Raw genomic sequence first — 16,699 nt, forward strand, 5'->3', positions numbered from 1 at the left:
GGCATTACCGAAGATATTACGGAGCAGAAAGAAGCAGAGCTGGCTCTACAAGAAAGCGAAGCTCGGCTTAAGGCTATTCTGGATGGGATCCCTTTTTCCATCTTCCTCAAAGACCTGGAGGGGCGCTATCTTCACGCCAACAGGTTTTATCTACAACAGAGAGGTTCTGAGCTAGGAGAACTTATTGGCAAGCTGGATGATGAGCTTTTCACTCCCGAAGAGGCCCGCGAGTTCCGAGAGCAGGATCAGAAAGCTCTCCAATCTCCGGATCCTGTCAGCTACGAGCGGACTTTTTCCCGCAATGGCAAGCAATTGAGCCAGTGGGTTACCAAATTTGCCCTGCGAGATTGCCAGGGGGATCCCTATGCCGTCTGTGGCGTTGTTGTGGACATAACCCCTCTTAAGCAGGCTCAGGATCTGTTGATGCAAGAAGCAGAGCGGGAGCGACTACTAGGGGCTTTGCTGCGGCGGATCCGACAAGCTCTAGACCTGCCAGTTATTTTGCAAACAACCACTGCCGAGGTGCGGGAGTTTCTCCAGGTGGATCGGGTAATGATCTACCAGTTGCAGGAGGGGGTAGGGGGGTTTGTGGCCGCTGAGTCGGTGGTGGATCCCTGGCCTAGTCACTTGGGCCGCTACGTGTGGGATGAGTATTTCCACAGGGATCCCTGCCATCCCAAGTACCAGCAGGGCTTTGTGCAAGCCATCGAAAATGTGGCGACCGCCAGTTTGGATCCTTGCTATCGGCAGCTCTTGGAATCTTTCCAGGCCCAGGCCAACTTGGTGATCCCAATCCGACGGGGTGAAGACCTTTGGGGCCTCTTGGTGGCGCAGCACTGCCAATCCAGCCGCCCGTGGCAGGAGTGGGAAATTGAGCTTTTGCAGAAGCTGACCGACCAGTTGGCTATCGCGTTGCAACAGGCTCAGTTGTACGAGCAGGTAAAAGCTCTAAACCAAACGCTAGAAGAAAAAGTGCGGCAGCGCACTGCAGAGCTAGAGCGGGCTTTGCAATTTGAGGCTCTCCTAAGAAGCATTACCAACCGCGTGCGCGATTCTCTCGACGAAGCTGAGATCCTCAGCGCCGCCGTGCGCGAGCTGGGAGAAAGTCTAGATGCCGATGGCTGCAACATCAGCCTTTACAACGCCGATTTCACCCTTGCCACCATCCGCTACGAGTATTGCCCCCGCTCGAAGTCTTACCTAAATCTCTCTGTACCTTTGCAGAGAGGCCCTTACGGAGACGTTCATCGACAACTGCTCAGGGGGCAGTCTTGTCTATTTTGCTTTTCAGGGAAAGCCCTGGAAGACCGCCAAGTAGTGATGGCTTGTCCCTTGCTAGATAAAGGCCAAGTCCTGGGGGATCTGTGGATCTTTCGATCGGCTCGGCGTCCTTTCGACGACCCGGAGATCCGACTTATCCAGCAGGTGGCCAACCAATGTGCCATTGGGCTGCGCCAGGCGCGCTTGTTCCAAGCTGCCCAAGAGCAGGTGCAAGCTCTAGAGCGCCTCAACCAATTGAAAGACGACTTCATCAGCACCGTCAGCCACGAGCTGCGCACTCCCCTCACTAGCCTAAGGATGGCTCTCAAAATGCTGCAGATAGCTCCCTCTGAGGAGAAGCGAGCCCAATACCTGGCTATTGCCGAGCGGGAATGCCAGCGGGAAATCGATCTCATCAACGACCTGCTGGATCTGCAGCGGCTACAAGCCGGGGCCTGTGCCCTGAACATCCAAGCCCTCACCTGGCGGGAGCTGCTGGGGGATCTGCTGACGGTTACCCAAGAGCGGACCCGCGCCAAGGGGCAAACTTTCCAAGCCAGCGTTCCCCTGGAGAGCTCCCTCACGACCGATCCCTTGCTCTTAGGGCGAATCCTGCGCGAGTTGCTGCACAATGCGGTGAAATACACCCCACCCCAGGGATCCATCCGCTTGCAGATCGAAACGGAAAATTGTCGAAGCCGCATCCAGGTCAGCAATAGTCAAGAGATCCCTGCCGAGGAGCTCACGCGCATCTTTGAGCGCTTTTACCGCATTCCCAGCAATGATCCCTGGAAGGAAGGGGGCACGGGTCTAGGCCTGGCCTTGGTGAAACAGATGGTGGATCAGTTGCGCGGATCCATCGAGGTCAGCAGCGCCGCCGGCTGGACAACCTTTACGCTCCACCTGCCCCATCTGCCGCAACTTTAATCTGCTTGCTGAGAATAGCTCCTAAGAGCTTGACTCAGTACTTGAGATCCCCTATCATTGCCTAGGGCGAAGCTACTGATACAGACTCTCAATAAGCTTGGTCTAGAAAAGCAGGATTTGGAAGGGTTGGTCCGCTTCGAGGGCTAGATCCGTTGCTGCTGACGAAATCAGTGCAGCAGCTTTCCCTGAGATTTTTTTTGAGTTTAGGAGCTGGGTATGCGCTTATCGCGACGGCAGTTGGTTAACGCAGCTGTTTTGGGATCGGTAGCCTTGACAGTAGGCTCGCTGGGGCGTTCGGCTCGCGGCGCCAACCGGGAGGTCAACCTCTACACCTCTCGGCACTACAGCGCAGATGAAAAACTATACGAACTTTTCAGACAGAAAACGGGCATTAGGGTAAACTGGGTGCAGGGCAACGCCGACGAGATTCTCCAGCGCCTCCGCAGCGAGGGACCCAACAGCCCCGCTGACATTTTCATGACAGTGGATGCGGCCCGGCTGTGGCGGGCTCAAAACGAAGGCTTGTTTCAACCTATCCAGTCGGAGACGCTCGCTAAAAACATCCCAGAATCCCTGCGGGATCCGGAAGGCTACTGGTTCGGCCTGACCAAGCGGGCGCGAGTAATCATGTACAACAAGGACAAGGTGGATCCCAAGGAGCTGTCCACCTATGAGGATCTCGCTAACCCCAAGTGGCGGGGCAAGGTGCTCACTCGCTCCTCCAGCAATGTGTACAGCCAGTCTCTGACGGCTTCGATCATCTTGGCGCACGGGATCCCGGAGACGGAAAAGTGGGCGCGGGGCTTGGTGGCCAACTTTGCGCGCCCGCCGGAGGGGGGAGATATTGATCAAATCAAAGCCGTAGCCGCTGGCGTAGGAGACGTGGCCCTGGTCAACACCTACTATCTGGCGCGTTTGATCAAATCCGACAATCCAGAAGATCGCGCCGTAGCCGAGAAAATCGGCGTCTTCTTCCCCAACCAAGAGGATCGCGGCACCCACGTCAACATCAGCGGCGCCGGCATTCTGAAAACAGCTCCCAACAAAGAAGCGGCCATCCAGTTTCTGGAGTTTCTCTCCGGCCCAGAGGCGCAGGCCATTTTTGCCCAGAGCAACAACGAGTACCCGGTGCTGCGGGGGGCGGAGATCGACTCGGTGGTGGCCAGCTTTGGCACCTTCAAGGAAGACACGATCAACGCCGCCAGCATTGGCCGCGTTACCCCCGAGGCCCTGAAAGTCATGGATCGGGCTGGTTGGCGGTAAGGGCTAGGTTCACCCCAAATGCCGGGGTTGCCGAGAGCCTTCTTCTTGGCTCCCCGGTATGGCTAGATCAGATTTTTGCCAGCTCTCAGGAATTGCCATTGCAGTTGATGGGAAAGCTAGCTTGGCTAAATTCAAGAGCGCTTGGAGGCGATGGTTCAGCGGCTGGACGTTGCTGACCGTAGCCTTGACGGGCTTAATTTTGATTCCCACGCTAACAGTGCTGCTCAGCCTCCTTGCCGACGAGCGGCAGGTTTGGGGGCACCTGGTTGACACGGTCTTGGGGCTATATGTGCGCAACAGCCTGCTGATAATGGCGGGGGTGGCGCTGGGAGTCATCCTGGTGGGCAGCGGCACCGCCTGGCTGGTGACGATGTGCGAGTTTTGGGGGCGGGCCTGGCTGGAGTGGATGCTGGTGTTGCCCCTGGCGGCCCCTACCTATGTGTTGGCCTATGCCTACACCGATTTTTTGCAAGTAACTGGGGGCTTCCAGATCTGGCTGCGGCGGGTCACCGGCTGGGGGATCGGCGACTACTGGTTCCCCAACATTCGCTCGCTGGGGGGGGCAATCCTGCTGATGACGCTGACTCTTTACCCCTATGTGTATCTCTCGGCGCGGCTAGCTTTCCAGGAACAGTCGGTGGCCTGTTTGGAGGTGAGCCGTTCCCTAGGCTACGGGCCCTGGGCTAGCTTTTTCCGGGTGGCTTTGCCTTTGGCGCGGCCAGGGATCGTGGCTGGCTGCCTCCTAGCGTTGATGGAGACCCTGAACGATTTCGGCACCGTCAGCTACTTCGGGGTCGATACCTTTACCACCGGCATCTACCGCACTTGGACGGCCCTCGGCAATCCGGTGGCAGCAGCTCAGCTCTCGGCGCTGCTGTTGCTGTGGGTGTTGCTGCTGACGGGCTTGGAGCAATTCTTGCGCCGGCGGGCGCGCTACTATCGCCAAGGGCTTAGGCCAGCTCTAGCCCGCTACCGTCTGCAGGGGATCCGAGCGGTGGGAGCGTGGCTAGCCTGTGGGATCCCGGTTGGGCTAGGCTTTGTCGTCCCCGCCCTTATCCTGCTCCAGATGACGCTGCGCCAGGGAGCGGTGGGCCGCCACTTTTGGAGCTACGCCCGGAATAGCCTTCTACTAGCCACCATCACAGCGGTGATTGCCGTTTCGGTGTCGGTGGTGGTGCTGTATGGGCTGCGGCTGCAGCGGGGATCCACCTGGAGCCTGCGGCTGGCAGTGCGCTTGTCTTCTTTAGGCTACGCGCTGCCAGGTATGGTGATTGCCGTGGGAGTTCTGATTCCCCTGGGGCGACTGGATCAACTGCTGAGCTACTGGCGGCAGGTGCTCTTTCAGCAGCCACCCGGTTTGGTTCTTAGCGGCACCATCGCCGCCCTGGTATTTGGCTATTTGGTGCGCTTTTTGGCAGTGGCTCTAGCCACCGTCGAGGCAACCCTGCTGCGCATCCCCCCCAGCCTGGACGAGGCAGCCCGCAGCCTGGGGCAGGGATCCCTGGGCACCCTGTGGCGAGTGCACCTGCCGCTGATGGGAGGCGGGATCTTGGGGGCAATGCTGCTGGTATTTGTGGATGTGATGAAGGAGCTGCCAGCCACGATGGTGCTGCGGCCTTTTAACTTTGATACCCTGGCCGTTTACACCTACCGCATGGCTGCCGACGAACGCCTGGCCGAGGCCGGTGCCCCTGCTTTGGCAATGGTCTTGGTGGGGCTCTTGCCTGTCATCCTGCTCAACTCCCAAATGGCCCGGCGACGTAACTTGTACTCTTCCGGACGGGAAGAGACCTAGAGGGCCTCGGCACCTGCCACCACCTCGAGGATCTCCTGGGTAATGGCCGCTTGCCGAGCTTTGTTGTAGGCAAGGGTGAGGGTACGGATAAGCTCAGTGGCGTTGTCGCTGGCATTGCTCATAGCTGTCATCCGGGCCGCCAGCTCGCTGGCTGCTGCCTCCTGCAGAGCCCTCAGCAATTGATTGTTCAGGTACAGAGGCAGGAGCGCATCCAGGATTTGCACGGGATCCTGCTCGAAGATCATGTCCGGCGGCGGGGCTGAGACCGGAGCAACGATCTTGCTGCGCTCGACGGTAAACTCTCCCCCCCGCACCAGCAGGTTAAAGATCTCGTCGTCGCGAGCAGCCAGGCGCGTAGGGTCTAGAGGCAGCAGGGATTGCACCACTGGCCGCGAGCTAATCAGCGAGACAAAGCGGGTGTAGATGAGCTCCACCTTATCCACCTTCTCGGAGAGGAAAGCGGAGAGCAGCTCATCCCCAATTTGAGCGGCTTCAGCGGCAGTGGGGATCTGCGGCAGATTCACGTAGGTCTTGGCGATAGGGGCAGAGCGCCGCTGAAAATACTGCACCGCCTTGCGGCCTACCAGGTAAAGCTGCACCTGCTGCCCTGTTTCCTGCAGCTCGCCCACTCGCTCTTCAGTACGCTTGATAACGTTGGCGTTGTAGGGGCCACACAGACCCCGATCCCCAGCCACCACTAGCAGGCCCACTGTTGCTACAGGGCGCTGCTTTAGCAAGGGCAGCTCAACATTTTCCAGCCGCAGCCGCGTCTGCAGCCGATAGAAAACCTGGGCCAGGCGATTGGCAAAGGGACGGGTAGCCATCACCTGCTCCTGAGCCCGCCGCACCCGCGCTGCCGCCACCAGGCGCATGGCCTCCGTGATTTTACGGGTGTTCTTCACTGCCTTGATGCGATCCCGAATTGGCTTTAGCTTGGCCATAACCCTCTCTCTTGTTGGATCTGCCCCTAGGCTGCCTGAGCTACAAAGCTTTGCTTGAACTCTGCAATGGCGGTTTTTAGGATCTCTTCCGCCTCCTCGGTAAGCTGCTTGGTGGAGAGGACGATTTCGCCATATTTGGGATGGGCGGTGCTCAAGTAGGACAGCAGGCCCTGCTTGAAGCTGGAGACCTTCTCTAGCGGGATGTCGTCCAGGTAGCCCTGCGTTCCCGCATAGATAATGGCTACTTGCTGGTCCAAAGACAGGGGCGAATATTGGGGCTGCTTGAGGATCTCCTGCAGCCGTTGGCCGCGGGCCAGTTGCTTTTGGGTGGCCTCATCCAAGTCGGAGGCAAACTGGGCAAAGGCTTCCAGATCCCGATACTGCGCCAGTTCCACCTTCAGGGAGCCAGCGACCTTCTTCATAGCCTTGGTTTGCGCCGCCGAGCCAACGCGGCTAACGGAAATGCCAATGTTGATGGCTGGGCGAATGCCAGCGTTGAACAGATCCGACTCCAGGAAGATCTGGCCGTCGGTAATGGAGATAACGTTGGTGGGAATGTAGGCCGACACGTCATTGGCCTGGGTTTCCACAATTGGCAGGGCGGTCATGGATCCCTCGCCCAATTGGCTGTTGAGCTTGGCTGCCCGTTCCAGTAGCCGCGAGTGCAGATAGAACACATCGCCCGGATAGGCTTCCCGACCGGGGGGACGGCGCAACAGCAGCGACATCTGGCGGTAGGCTACTGCCTGCTTGGACAGGTCGTCGTAGACCACCAGGGTGTGCTTGCCTTGGTACATGAAGTATTCGGCAATGGTGGCCCCGCAGTAAGGAGCCAGCCACTGTAGGGGGGCCGGGCTGTCGGCGCCAGCAGCCACCACGATGCTATAGTCCATTGCCCCCCGCTCGGTTAGGATGTTCACCACCTGGGCGATGTTGCTCTGCTTCTGGCCGATGGCCACATAGATGCAAATGACGTCCTGTCCTTTTTGGTTGAGGATGGTGTCGACCGCAAGGGTGGTCTTACCCGTTTGGCGGTCGCCGATAATGAGCTCCCGCTGTCCCCGCCCAATGGGGATCAAGGCGTCGATGGCGGTGATGCCGGTCTGGAGCGGCTCATACACCGAGCGGCGGTCAATGATGCTGGGAGCTGGGGACTCAATGAGGCGAGTCTCGGTGCAGTGAATCGGCCCTTTGCCGTCGAGGGGATTGCACAAGGGATCGACCACGCGGCCCAGCAGGGCTTCCCCTACGGGAATGCTGGCAATTCTGCCTGTGGCCTTGACAGTAGAGCCTTCTTGGATGTTACGGCCGTCGCCAATCAGCACGGCGCCAACGTTGTCTTCCTCGAGGTTGAGAGCAATGCCCAGCGTGCCATCCTCAAACTCCAGCAGCTCACTGGCCATCACCTTCTCCAAGCCATAGATGCGGGCAATGCCGTCTCCTACTTGCAGAACCGTGCCGACATTGGAGACCTGCATCTCCCGGTTGTACTGCTCGATCTGCTGCTTGATGATGGTGCTAATCTCATCTGGGCGAATGGTAGGCATGGCAGTCCTCTCAGGAAAGGGGATCTCAAAACTTAAGCTAGCTGCAGCGCCAGCCGGCGCAACTGGCCGCGCAAGCTGAGGTCAATGACCTGGGAGCCAATCTTGAGGATCACTCCGCCTAGCACCGTGGGATCTTGGCTAATCTGCAGCTCCACGCTGCTGGCTTGCGTGAAGTCCTTTACCCGCTCCCGGATGGATTGCTGCTGGGCTTCGGTCAAGGGCACTGCAGCGGTTACCTCCGCAAGAACAATGTTTTGCAGTTTCCGCTGCAGCTCCAAGAAACGCTGACAGAGAGCCCCAAGGAACATGATGCGGCGGCGGTCGGTCAACAGCTGAAGGGCGTTGAGCAGCAGCGGGTGGATCTGATCGGCAAACACCTGCTGCAGAAGGTTTTTCTTGGCTTCCGTCTTCACCAGGGGGCTAGCCAGAAACTGGCCCAGCTCCGGCGTGGCCTGCCAAACAGCGGCAATAAAGCGCACATCGGCGGTAAAGGCGTCCAGCAACCCCTGTCCAGAAGCCAGAGAAACCAAGGCCTCGGCGTAGGGATCCACTACCCTAAGAGCCATTTTCCGGTTCAGCATGGGTTTCCGTTTCTCCTGAACTCACCTAGCGGGCAAGCATCTGGATCCCTTGCTCAATGAGGCGATGGTGAATCTGCTCATTGAGGTGTTGCGGAAGCTCCTGTTCCACCTTGCGCAGCGCTTGGCGAACAATTTGGCGGCGCAGCTCTTGGAGAATTTGCTCCTGCTCGGCGGCGAGATCCCTTGCCGCTTTGGCGCGCAGCCGTTCGATCTCCTGCTCCACCTGCCGCAACAGCTCCTGACGGCGGGCCTCTGCGCTAGCTTCCGCCTGACGGCGAATGCGCTCTGCTTCCTGCTGGGCCTGCGCCAGCTTTTGCTGTTCCTTCGCCAGCCTCTCGAGGGCTTCCTGCTTGCGCTGCTCCGCCTGCCGCAGCTCCTCGAGGATGCCTTCCCGCCGTTTAGCCAGCGCTTCCCCCACCACTCGGCGACCCAAGAGGTACAGCAAAGTTAGGATAATGGCGATGTTGATGAGGTTGCTTTCTAGAACCGCCTCGAGGATCCCTGGCTCAGCCACGGCCAAAAGCCAAGCGGGCATCCAGCTAAACCCTAGCATCACAAGCTACTCCCCAAGGAACGTTTAACCAGCCACTCAACGGACGCTGCCTAGCAACTTCTCGGTAATCTGGGCGGCGATGGCCTCCACTTGCTGCTGCAGCTGTTCAAGGGCTGCTTGCTTTTCCTGCTCAACCTGCCGCCGCGCCGCTTCCAGCTTGGCTTGGATCTCTGCCTGAGCTGCCGCCAGCTTCTCTAAACGGATGCGAGCAGCAGCCGCTTCCGCCTCGGCAATCACGGCCTGCGCCTGTAGGCGAGCTCGGCTAATCTCAGCCTCGTACTCTTGGGCCAGGGCCGTTGCCTTCTCCAACTGCTCCTGGGCTTCCGCCTGGGTGGAGCGGATGTAGTCGTTGCGGCTGTCAATAACCCGAGTAACCGGCTCGTAGAAGAGAGAGTTAAGCACGGCTACCAACAACAGAAATTGAATGGCGATGATGGGCAGGGTGGCATCCAAGTCGAAGAGACCATTTTTCTCGGCGGCCTCGACGGCCAAAAGGGCTGAGGAGAGCATGGGGCCTCAGGGACAGAAACGGGATCTGAGCTGAAGCAAGACTAGGGGGCAAGCCGGCAGGGACTGTCCAGACTGCCCCCAAGACGACAGCACTAGGAGGCGAAGGGGTTAGCAAACAAAAGCACCAGCGCCACCACCAAGCCGTAGATGGTCAGAGCTTCCATGAAGGCCAGGCTGATCAACAGGCTGCCGCGGATCTTATCTTCCGCCTCTGGCTGGCGGGCCAGCCCCTCCATGGCCGCAGCAGCAGCATTCCCTTGGCCCAGCCCTGGACCCAGGGATCCCAAACCAATAGCCAGAGCAGCAGACAAAACAGAGGCAGCAGAGGTTAACGAATCCATAGCCATCGTGAGATTCTCCTCGTCGTTACAGAACAGAAGTAGGCACGACTGCAACAGCGCCTTTGGTTTGAGGTGATCTGGCTGGAGTCTCCGAGCCGATCGCCCCCTTGTCGGCGACCTCTGGGCACAGGCCCTCGGCCCCAACAAACCTTACCAAGCCCCGGCAACAACCCCCGGAAGAGGTGGGGAGAGCTGAGCACCCCAGCCCTCGCCGACTCCTCGGCAGCTCAATCGTGGTGATCCCCACCCCCATGGCCTTCCAGCGCCTCTCCAATGTAAGCCGCCGAGAGGGTTGCGAAGATTAAAGCCTGAATGGCTCCGGTAAACAGGAACAGGATCATCACCGGCACCGGGATCAACAAGGGCACCAGCAACACCAACACCGCAATCACCAGCTCCTCGGCCAAGATGTTGCCAAACAGACGGAAGCTTAGGGAGAGGGGCTTGGTGAAGTCCTCCAGAACGTTGATGGGCAAGAGAACCGGCGTGGGCTCGATGTACTTTTTAAAGTAGGACAGCCCCCGCTTGCTGATGCCGGCCACGAAATACATGATACTGGTAAGCAGCGCCAAGCCGGCAGTGGTGTTGATGTCGTTGGTGGGAGAAGCCAGCTCCCCTTCCGGCAACGGGATCAACTTCCAGGGGAAAAGATTCCCCATCCAGTTGGAGACAAAAATAAACAGAAACAAGGTGCCAACATAGGGCACCCAGGGCCGGAAGTTTTTCTCGCCAATCTGGGCACGGGCAATGCTTTGCACAAATTCCAAAACATACTCAACAAAGTTCTGCAAGCCAGCGGGCTCCCGCTGCAGTTGACGAGTGCCCAGCAGCACCACCGTCAAAATCAGGGCAATGGCAATCCAACTGGTAATCAGAACCTGGCCGTGGACCGTAAACTTGCCCAGGTGCCAGTAGAGGTGATGGCCAACCTCAAGCTCTGCTAGGAGAAAAGGCGAGGAGAAGGACGGGCTCATAAGCATCAGGAAGAGGAAGATAAACGGCTCAACGTCTGGACGAGGTAGATGAGCAGGGTGACCTTATACGTCATAAACCCAAAGAAGATGGGCAAAATCTGTAGGGACTTCACCTTCGCAGCCAAAACCATCAGCCCAACAAACAAAGCCAGGCGCGTCACCCCTAAACGGCTGCGAGTTTTGCCCAGCTCTGCCACGCTGCGGCCCAGCATGCGCAGATAGACTACGCCGACCATTGCCCCTAGCAAGTAGTTGCCTGCAACCCCTGGTGAGTAAACCAAAGCCAACCCCAGGGCAATGGCCAGGCTCACGCTAAGGGTAACTAGCGCCAGCCATAACTGCAGTGCCGCATAGCTTCTGCCCACTGTCCCCTCGCGAGAGGTTGGCTCTGGCTGCAGCGAAGCTTGGCAACCCCTCTCTTCCTCATCGTTTTGGGAAAGGGGCACGTCCTCTAGGGGAGGCAAGGGCCTGGGCTTCCACTGGGCTGCCTTCCAGCGGCTGGGACTGTGGGAGAGAAGTCTGAAAGAAGGGGACATGGAAGCGGGATTCCTACCTCTTAGGGGTCGGCCTTAACCCAAAATACCATGGCTGAGTAACAATACTTAACACACTAGGCCAAACCAAGGCCCTAGGAAACTCCCATCTGCCCTCCAGAAAGACGGCTGGCCCACGAGGTGTTCCTTTAAGAATCTACCACCTTCCTGGATGGGCAATGGCGAGAATTGGAAAACTTTCCAAAAGCCTGCAGCGTAAAGTCTTGGGGAGGGGTAGTATTCTGTACCCCTGGGGGATCCTGCTGCAGATCCCGGCATACTAGGGTCAGGAAGGAGAGAAGGAGAAGATGATCCCACAGGAGTGGCTGCTGAAAGCCATTTGGGCGGACTACAGCCTAGCTGTGGCGCTGACCGTGGTGGTGCCGCTAGCTCTCTTGGTTTGGGCTTTTGCGGTGGGGCTGGGGCCCCTGATCCAGCTTCTGATTGCCTACTGGCGGGTGTCTAGCCTGTTGGCGGTAACCGTATATCTCATGATTGGCGGCCTGCCCATCAGTTTCCTGAGCGGGGCAATGGCACGGCTTTTGATCCCGCTCAGCCTTTGGTTCTGGCGGGATTGGAGCACCGCCCTCGAGCAGTCGAGAAGCTGGGCAGCGCGGGCTTTCTTGCTCTGGCGGTGGATCCTGACTGGCTATATGGGGGTCGGGTTCTTCTTTTCGGGAGCCTTTGTGCCCTGCGCCTTCCAGGCTTCTTTGTCGCTGGAGTGTCGAGCCTGGTTTGAGCCGCCGCTGGGCTTTCGAGAGATCTTCCATCCCAATGTATCCCCCGAGCTGCTCGGGAGCCTAGGGGCCTGGGGCTTGGTAGCTTACCTACTCTACAGCGTCTATTTCGTTTGGCGGCTGCGGCCCCCTGAGGAGAAAAGGGAGTTGGCAGCATGAGCGCCCTGCCCTGGCCGCTGGCTCTAGAGCGCTACAGCCAAGCCCACCCCCAGGAGGTGCTGCGGGTGGAGGTGGAAAGCGAGGGGGAAACGGACTTGGTGCTCATCTACCGCGGCTACAGCAGCTCCCTGCGCCGGCCCACCCCCCCCGATCCAGAGGTGCCGGTGATCCCTCCTCAGGCTCGCTTCTTACAGTTAGAGCGCCTCAGGGCCCCTTACCACCCTGAGCACTCCCAGGTTTTAGCTCTCTACCGCAGCTGGGAGGAGGTGAGGGCTTGGCTAATCCAAGAAGGGATCCCAGTAGCCGAGTAGGGGAGGGCGGGTTTTAGCGCCCCACAGGCGCCGGCTGCCGCTGCAGGAGGGTGTATTCTGCCGGCTGCAGGAGGGACTGCCCCGTCATCTCAGGGGGCTGCGGCAAGCCCAAGATCTCGAGCAGGGTGGGTCCGACATCAGCCAAGGTGCCGCCGGAACGCAGCCTGGCGTCGCCACCGCGGCCCGGGATCTTGCGCTTTTCGCCCTCCACCAGAATGCAGGGCACGGGGTTGGTGGTGTGAGCGGTCCAGGGGTTGCCCTGGTCGTCCCACATCTGCTCGGCGTTGCCGTGATCCGCAACGATAAGGGTGGTGCCTCCTACGTCTACCACTGCCGCCAGCAGGCGACCCAGGCAGTGGTCTACCGTTTCCAGAGCCCGCACCGTGGCCTCAAAGTTGCCGGTGTGGCCCACCATGTCAGGGTTGGCGTAGTTCAGCACCACCAGGCTGTACTCGCCGCGGGCAATGGCTTCGATAGCCTTGTCGGTGACTTTCCTCGCCGACATCTCCGGCACTTGGTCGTAGGTGGCCACCAGCGGGCTTTGAACCAAGATGCGATCTTCCCCAGGGAAGGGCTGCTCGAGGCCGCCGTTGAAGAAGTAGGTGACGTGGGCGTATTTTTCCGTTTCGGCAATGCGCAATTGCTTAAGGCCAGCCTCGCTTACCACCTGCCCTACCAGGTGATCCAGGTTCTGCGGCTTAAAGAGCACCTGCACCGGCAAGGTGGGATCGTACTGGGTCATGGTGATGAAGGTGAGGTCCGGAATAAGGCAGCGCTGGAAACCGGAAAAGTCGGGGCAGACGAAAGCTTGGGTAAGCTGGCGGGCCCGATCCGGGCGGAAGTTGAAGAAGATGACTGCATCTCCCGGCCTTACTGCTCCCGGCGCCAGACGGGTGGGGGGAATGAACTCGTCGGTAATACCCTGGGCGTAAAAGTCTTCCATCACCTCGGCAGCGCTGCGGCCACAGCCAGGGCCATCTTCCGTCATAACCTCGTAGGCCTTCTGGGTGCGCTCCCAACGGCGATCCCGATCCATGGCGTAGTAGCGGCCGCTCAGGGTGGCGATGACGCCGTTGCCCAGCCATTGCAGCTCTTTTTGGAGGGCGGCCAGAACTGTTGCCCCTTCACAAGGGGGAGTATCGCGGCCATCGGTAATGGCATGAACGTAGGCAGGGATCCCCACCTGCGCTGCCAGTTTCAGCAGGCCGTAGAGGTGGTCAATGTGGGAGTGAACCCCTCCTGCAGAGCAGAGCCCGATGAAATGAAACCGGCCTCCCCGCCCCTTGAGTTGACGACAAACTTCCACCAAAAGAGGCTCTTGAAAAAGGGATCCCGTCTCAATGGCATCGCTAATGCGCACCAACTCCTGCGGCACTACCCGCCCTGCTCCCAGAGTTAGGTGGCCCACCTCGGAGTTGCCCATCTGCCCTTCTGGCAAACCCACGGCCCGCCCCGAAGCTTGCAGCAGGGTATGGGGATAGGTAGCCCATAGGCTATCCATGACGGGGGTTCGGGCAGCCAGCACGGCGTTGCCCTCCGCGGCCTCGCGATAACCCCAGCCATCTAGAATGACCAAAACTACCGGTGCCACCGACTGTGCATTCATGAAGCGGTCTCTCGCGTTTTCCAAAACATGATACCAGCCCCGGCAATACGGTACCGGATCCCTAACCTCCACTTTCTTTTAAGGCCAGCAATTGTCAATTAGCCGCGGGAGCTGGGCTGCAGACGCTTGCGCAGGGACTCGGCGCGGCGCTTGGCAATGGCATTTTGGGGATCCAGCTTCAACACGGTCTCGTAGGCTTCCAGGCCAGGGCCGTAGAGATTTTTTTTCTCGTAGGCATGGCCCAGGTTATTCCAGGCGGTTACATAGGCCGGATCTGCCGCCACCGCATCTTTGTAGTAGCGAATGGCCAGATCGTATTGCCCCTGGCTAAAGTAGGCAAAGCCAAGAGCGTTGCAAACCGGGGGGATGTTTTCCCCAGCCACTTCCAGGGCTTTTTTGAGCTGGACGATGGCCTGCTCGTAGAGACCCTTTTGCAGGTAGACGCTGCCCAACTCGTAGTGCTCCTGGGGGGATCCCTTGCCCTTGCTTAGGCGGGGCTGGAGCTCGCGAATGACTTTTTCCTGCGCCCATAGGCGCAGCACCCCACGCAAGACAAAGAAACCCACCACCCCCAGGATGCCTGCCAAAGCTGCCAAGTAAAGGAGAGAAGCACTGGCAACCATTTTGTTACCCCACAATTAGCTCTTTAAGCCTGCAGGTGGGCCTCGATAAACCAGAGATCTTTATCGATTTGCCGCGAGATCTCGGTAAACAGGTCGGCAGTGTCGGCGTCCCCCAGCTCGGTGGCGCGGTCAATGTTGCGCCGAACGGCAGCGGCATACTGACCGTAGCGGGCCGCCAAAGCCTGCAGGTGAGCCCGACCGTCTTCAGCCGTCAGGTCGTATTCAGGCAAGCTCGAGGTTTGGGCGACAATGCGGGCCGTGCCGCGGGCAATGCCCCCCAGGGCCGTAACCCGTTCGGCCAGCATGTCCACGTAGTTTTCCAGGGTGCTGGCAAAGGTGTCAAACATCTCGTGCAGGGCGATGAAGTTCATGCCTTTGACGTTCCAGTGGGCCTGCTTCACCTGAGTCTTCAAATCCAGGGTGTCCGCTAAAGACTGGTTGAGCAGCTCCACCAGTTGCGCGCGGGCCTCGGCCGGCAGGTCGAGCTGAGTGGGGTAGAGACGGGTTTTTTCGGCGCTAACCATAGCCAACCTCCCAATTGTTGTGGAACCCGCTGGGGCCATCGATTTGTCAGCTCCCAACTGGGCCTATACTAACACAAACTCAGAATGAGTATGAGTTAGCAAGCGGTTACTTGCCAATGCAAAAGCGGCTAAAGATCTGATCCAAGACTGCCTCGGAGATCTCCTCGCCGGTGATCTGGCCAAGGGCGTGCAGCGCCCCCCGCAGGTCGATGGTCCAGAAATCGAGGGGGAGCTGTTCCCGCATGGCCTGGGCCACTTGTTCTAGGCTGGCTTGGGCCTGGCGGAGGGCGGCGGCCTGGCGCTGGTTGAGGCTGACCTCCAAGTTGGGCTGGGGTCGCCCCTGGGTAACAAGCTGCTCCAGGGCTTCTTCCAGCTCTGGGATCCCCTTGCCCTGGGCGGCAACAGCAGGGACACGGTAGGTGATTTCGGGGGGGAGAGAAATGCCGTTGGGGGAGGCGAGGTCAGTTTTGTTGATCACTAGAATCAGGGGGCGGTGGCGGATGGAGGCATAGATAGCCGCATCAGCCTCCGTCCAGCCCGCCTGAGCATCGATGACCAGCACCAGCACATCGGCGGTCTGGGCCAGCCGTTGGGAGCGCTCCACCCCCAGCCGCTCCACCGGATCGTCAGTGGCGCGAATGCCGGCGGTATCCAGGAGCTGGACGGGGATCCCTCTCACCACCAACTGGGATTCCACCACATCCCGAGTGGTGCCAGGTAGATCCGTGACAATAGCGCGATCCTGCCCTGACCAGGCGTTGAGCAGGCTGGACTTGCCCACATTGGGCCGCCCGACAATGGCCACTTTCACCCCAGTGCGCAGCAGTTGCCCCCGTTCGGCAGTGGCCAGCAGGGCCTGCATCTGAGCCTGAATGTCTTGCAGCCGGGCCTGCCAAGCCGGGACATCCAGAGGGGGCAGATCCTCTTCAAAGTCAATTCGCGCCTCGATCTCGGCCAATAAGCCCAGGAGCGCCTGGCGCAGGGCGCGGATAGACTGTCCCAGTTTGCCCTGCAGACCCGCCAGCGCCATTTGAGCTGCCTGCGGAGAGCGGGCTGCCACCAGATCAGCCACACTTTCGGCCTGGGTTAGATCGATGCGACCGTTTAGGAAAGCGCGCAGGCTAAACTCCCCTGGCTGCGCTAGCCGGGCTCCCTGGCGCAGGCACTGCTGCAGGGTAGCCTGAACCACCATAATGCCGCCGTGGCAATGGAACTCCACCACATCCTCGCGGGTGTAGGAGCGGGGGGCCTGCATCCACACAGCCAGAGCTTCGTCCAGTGGGTGGCCCTTCTCGTCATGGATCCAGCCATAGAGAAGGCGATGGCTCTCCCAGGTGGCATTGCGGCGGGCGGGAGTAAAGATCGCCTGGGCAATGGACAGAGCCCGCGAGCCGGAAAGGCGCACAATGCCAATGCTGCCCTGCTCGGGCACCACAGCGGTGGCAATGGCAGCAATGGTGTCGGCCAGGGGTGTAGTGGGATCCATAGGTGAATGGGCTATGCCTTAGTTCCCT

General features: G+C 59.4%; 17 protein-coding genes. 5 read left to right on the forward strand and 12 right to left on the reverse strand.

The features are described 5' to 3' along the window. The 3 genes from NW807_RS10575 to NW807_RS10585 all read left to right on the forward strand — a co-directional run. Positions 1–2,187 (forward strand): GAF domain-containing protein (locus NW807_RS10575; RefSeq protein WP_414426083.1); only part of this gene is annotated, 2,187 nt, incomplete at its 5' end. 216 nt (positions 2,188–2,403) lie between these two features. Then, positions 2,404–3,450: a Fe(3+) ABC transporter substrate-binding protein gene (locus NW807_RS10580; RefSeq protein WP_414426084.1), complete on the forward strand. Its 1,047-nt coding sequence runs from the start codon at positions 2,404–2,406 to the stop codon at positions 3,448–3,450. A gap of 121 nt (positions 3,451–3,571) precedes the next feature. Continuing rightward, positions 3,572–5,245, forward strand: coding sequence for an ABC transporter permease (locus NW807_RS10585; RefSeq protein WP_414426085.1), 1,674 nt, complete (start codon positions 3,572–3,574; stop codon positions 5,243–5,245). On the opposite strand, the gene NW807_RS10590 is transcribed toward NW807_RS10585, so the two are convergent. The 8 genes from NW807_RS10590 to NW807_RS10625 all read right to left on the reverse strand — a co-directional run bounded on the left by NW807_RS10590 (position 5,242) and on the right by NW807_RS10625 (position 11,228). After that, a complete protein-coding gene (locus NW807_RS10590; protein ID WP_414410373.1) occupies positions 5,242–6,186 on the reverse strand; it encodes a F0F1 ATP synthase subunit gamma in 945 nt (314 codons plus the stop codon). The genes NW807_RS10585 and NW807_RS10590 overlap by 4 nt on opposite strands. Positions 6,187–6,212: 26 nt before the next feature. Then, positions 6,213–7,733, reverse strand: a complete 1,521-nt coding sequence (gene atpA, locus NW807_RS10595) for a F0F1 ATP synthase subunit alpha (RefSeq protein WP_414411699.1) — start codon at positions 7,731–7,733, stop codon at positions 6,213–6,215. Positions 7,734–7,765: 32 nt separating this feature from the next. Further along, on the reverse strand, positions 7,766–8,314 hold the full coding sequence (gene atpH, locus NW807_RS10600) for an ATP synthase F1 subunit delta (RefSeq protein WP_414426086.1): 549 nt from the start codon (positions 8,312–8,314) through the stop codon (positions 7,766–7,768). A gap of 25 nt (positions 8,315–8,339) precedes the next feature. Next, the gene (locus NW807_RS10605) at positions 8,340–8,849 is read right to left on the reverse strand and encodes a F0F1 ATP synthase subunit B (RefSeq protein WP_414426087.1); all 510 of its coding nucleotides are present in this window, start codon (positions 8,847–8,849) and stop codon (positions 8,340–8,342) included. A 54-nt stretch (positions 8,850–8,903) separates the two neighbouring features. Beyond that, positions 8,904–9,377, reverse strand: a complete 474-nt coding sequence (locus NW807_RS10610; RefSeq protein ID WP_414426088.1) for a F0F1 ATP synthase subunit B' — start codon at positions 9,375–9,377, stop codon at positions 8,904–8,906. Positions 9,378–9,469: 92 nt separating this feature from the next. Beyond that, a complete protein-coding gene (gene atpE, locus NW807_RS10615) occupies positions 9,470–9,718 on the reverse strand; it encodes an ATP synthase F0 subunit C (protein ID WP_414395918.1) in 249 nt (82 codons plus the stop codon). A 227-nt stretch (positions 9,719–9,945) separates the two neighbouring features. Then, on the reverse strand, positions 9,946–10,692 hold the full coding sequence (gene atpB, locus NW807_RS10620; RefSeq protein ID WP_414395700.1) for a F0F1 ATP synthase subunit A: 747 nt from the start codon (positions 10,690–10,692) through the stop codon (positions 9,946–9,948). Between the two features lie 5 nt (positions 10,693–10,697). After that, positions 10,698–11,228 (reverse strand): hypothetical protein, encoded by a 531-nt coding sequence (locus tag NW807_RS10625; RefSeq protein ID WP_414410377.1) that lies wholly within the window; start codon positions 11,226–11,228, stop codon positions 10,698–10,700. 305 nt (positions 11,229–11,533) lie between these two features. Between NW807_RS10625 and NW807_RS10630 the strand changes: the two genes are divergently transcribed. Together NW807_RS10630 and NW807_RS10635 are read left to right on the forward strand one after the other, a co-directional pair. After that, a complete protein-coding gene (locus NW807_RS10630; protein ID WP_414426089.1) occupies positions 11,534–12,121 on the forward strand; it encodes a DUF3177 family protein in 588 nt (195 codons plus the stop codon). Beyond that, the gene (locus NW807_RS10635; RefSeq protein WP_414426090.1) at positions 12,118–12,432 is read left to right on the forward strand and encodes a hypothetical protein; all 315 of its coding nucleotides are present in this window, start codon (positions 12,118–12,120) and stop codon (positions 12,430–12,432) included. Before NW807_RS10630 ends, NW807_RS10635 begins: the two co-directional genes overlap by 4 nt. 13 nt (positions 12,433–12,445) lie before the next feature. Here NW807_RS10635 and gpmI read toward each other — a convergent pair whose 3' ends face one another. The 4 genes from gpmI to mnmE form a co-directional block, all read right to left on the reverse strand. Then, entirely contained in the window at positions 12,446–14,038 is a 1,593-nt protein-coding gene (gene gpmI / locus NW807_RS10640) for a 2,3-bisphosphoglycerate-independent phosphoglycerate mutase (RefSeq protein WP_414426091.1), read from the reverse strand. Between the two features lie 98 nt (positions 14,039–14,136). Beyond that, positions 14,137–14,661, reverse strand: coding sequence for a tetratricopeptide repeat protein (locus NW807_RS10645; protein WP_414395710.1), 525 nt, complete (start codon positions 14,659–14,661; stop codon positions 14,137–14,139). A gap of 23 nt (positions 14,662–14,684) precedes the next feature. Then, positions 14,685–15,185, reverse strand: coding sequence for a DNA starvation/stationary phase protection protein Dps (dps, locus tag NW807_RS10650; protein WP_414395712.1), 501 nt, complete (start codon positions 15,183–15,185; stop codon positions 14,685–14,687). 106 nt (positions 15,186–15,291) lie between these two features. After that, the gene (gene mnmE, locus NW807_RS10655; RefSeq protein ID WP_414405913.1) at positions 15,292–16,671 is read right to left on the reverse strand and encodes a tRNA uridine-5-carboxymethylaminomethyl(34) synthesis GTPase MnmE; all 1,380 of its coding nucleotides are present in this window, start codon (positions 16,669–16,671) and stop codon (positions 15,292–15,294) included. Positions 16,672–16,699 lie beyond the last annotated feature (28 nt).

It is taken from the genome of Synechococcus sp. R70.1 (genome assembly GCF_047461675.1).
Classification (GTDB): Bacteria; Cyanobacteriota; Cyanobacteriia; order Thermostichales; family Thermostichaceae; genus Thermostichus.

Coding starts and splice junctions, on each gene's coding strand:
- atpB (WP_414395700.1), bottom strand. CDS start 10,692: ATGAGCCCGTCCTTCTCCTCGCCTTTTCTCCTAGCAGAGCTTGAGGTT.
- NW807_RS10635 (WP_414426090.1), top strand. CDS start 12,118: ATGAGCGCCCTGCCCTGGCCGCTGGCTCTAGAGCGCTACAGCCAAGCC.
- NW807_RS10580 (WP_414426084.1), top strand. CDS start 2,404: ATGCGCTTATCGCGACGGCAGTTGGTTAACGCAGCTGTTTTGGGATCG.
- atpE (WP_414395918.1), bottom strand. CDS start 9,718: ATGGATTCGTTAACCTCTGCTGCCTCTGTTTTGTCTGCTGCTCTGGCT.
- atpH (WP_414426086.1), bottom strand. CDS start 8,314: ATGCTGAACCGGAAAATGGCTCTTAGGGTAGTGGATCCCTACGCCGAG.
- NW807_RS10610 (WP_414426088.1), bottom strand. CDS start 9,377: ATGCTCTCCTCAGCCCTTTTGGCCGTCGAGGCCGCCGAGAAAAATGGT.
- atpA (WP_414411699.1), bottom strand. CDS start 7,733: ATGCCTACCATTCGCCCAGATGAGATTAGCACCATCATCAAGCAGCAG.
- NW807_RS10625 (WP_414410377.1), bottom strand. CDS start 11,228: ATGTCCCCTTCTTTCAGACTTCTCTCCCACAGTCCCAGCCGCTGGAAG.
- gpmI (WP_414426091.1), bottom strand. CDS start 14,038: ATGAATGCACAGTCGGTGGCACCGGTAGTTTTGGTCATTCTAGATGGC.
- dps (WP_414395712.1), bottom strand. CDS start 15,185: ATGGTTAGCGCCGAAAAAACCCGTCTCTACCCCACTCAGCTCGACCTG.
- NW807_RS10645 (WP_414395710.1), bottom strand. CDS start 14,661: ATGGTTGCCAGTGCTTCTCTCCTTTACTTGGCAGCTTTGGCAGGCATC.
- mnmE (WP_414405913.1), bottom strand. CDS start 16,671: ATGGATCCCACTACACCCCTGGCCGACACCATTGCTGCCATTGCCACC.
- NW807_RS10590 (WP_414410373.1), bottom strand. CDS start 6,186: ATGGCCAAGCTAAAGCCAATTCGGGATCGCATCAAGGCAGTGAAGAAC.
- NW807_RS10630 (WP_414426089.1), top strand. CDS start 11,534: ATGATCCCACAGGAGTGGCTGCTGAAAGCCATTTGGGCGGACTACAGC.
- NW807_RS10605 (WP_414426087.1), bottom strand. CDS start 8,849: ATGCCCGCTTGGCTTTTGGCCGTGGCTGAGCCAGGGATCCTCGAGGCG.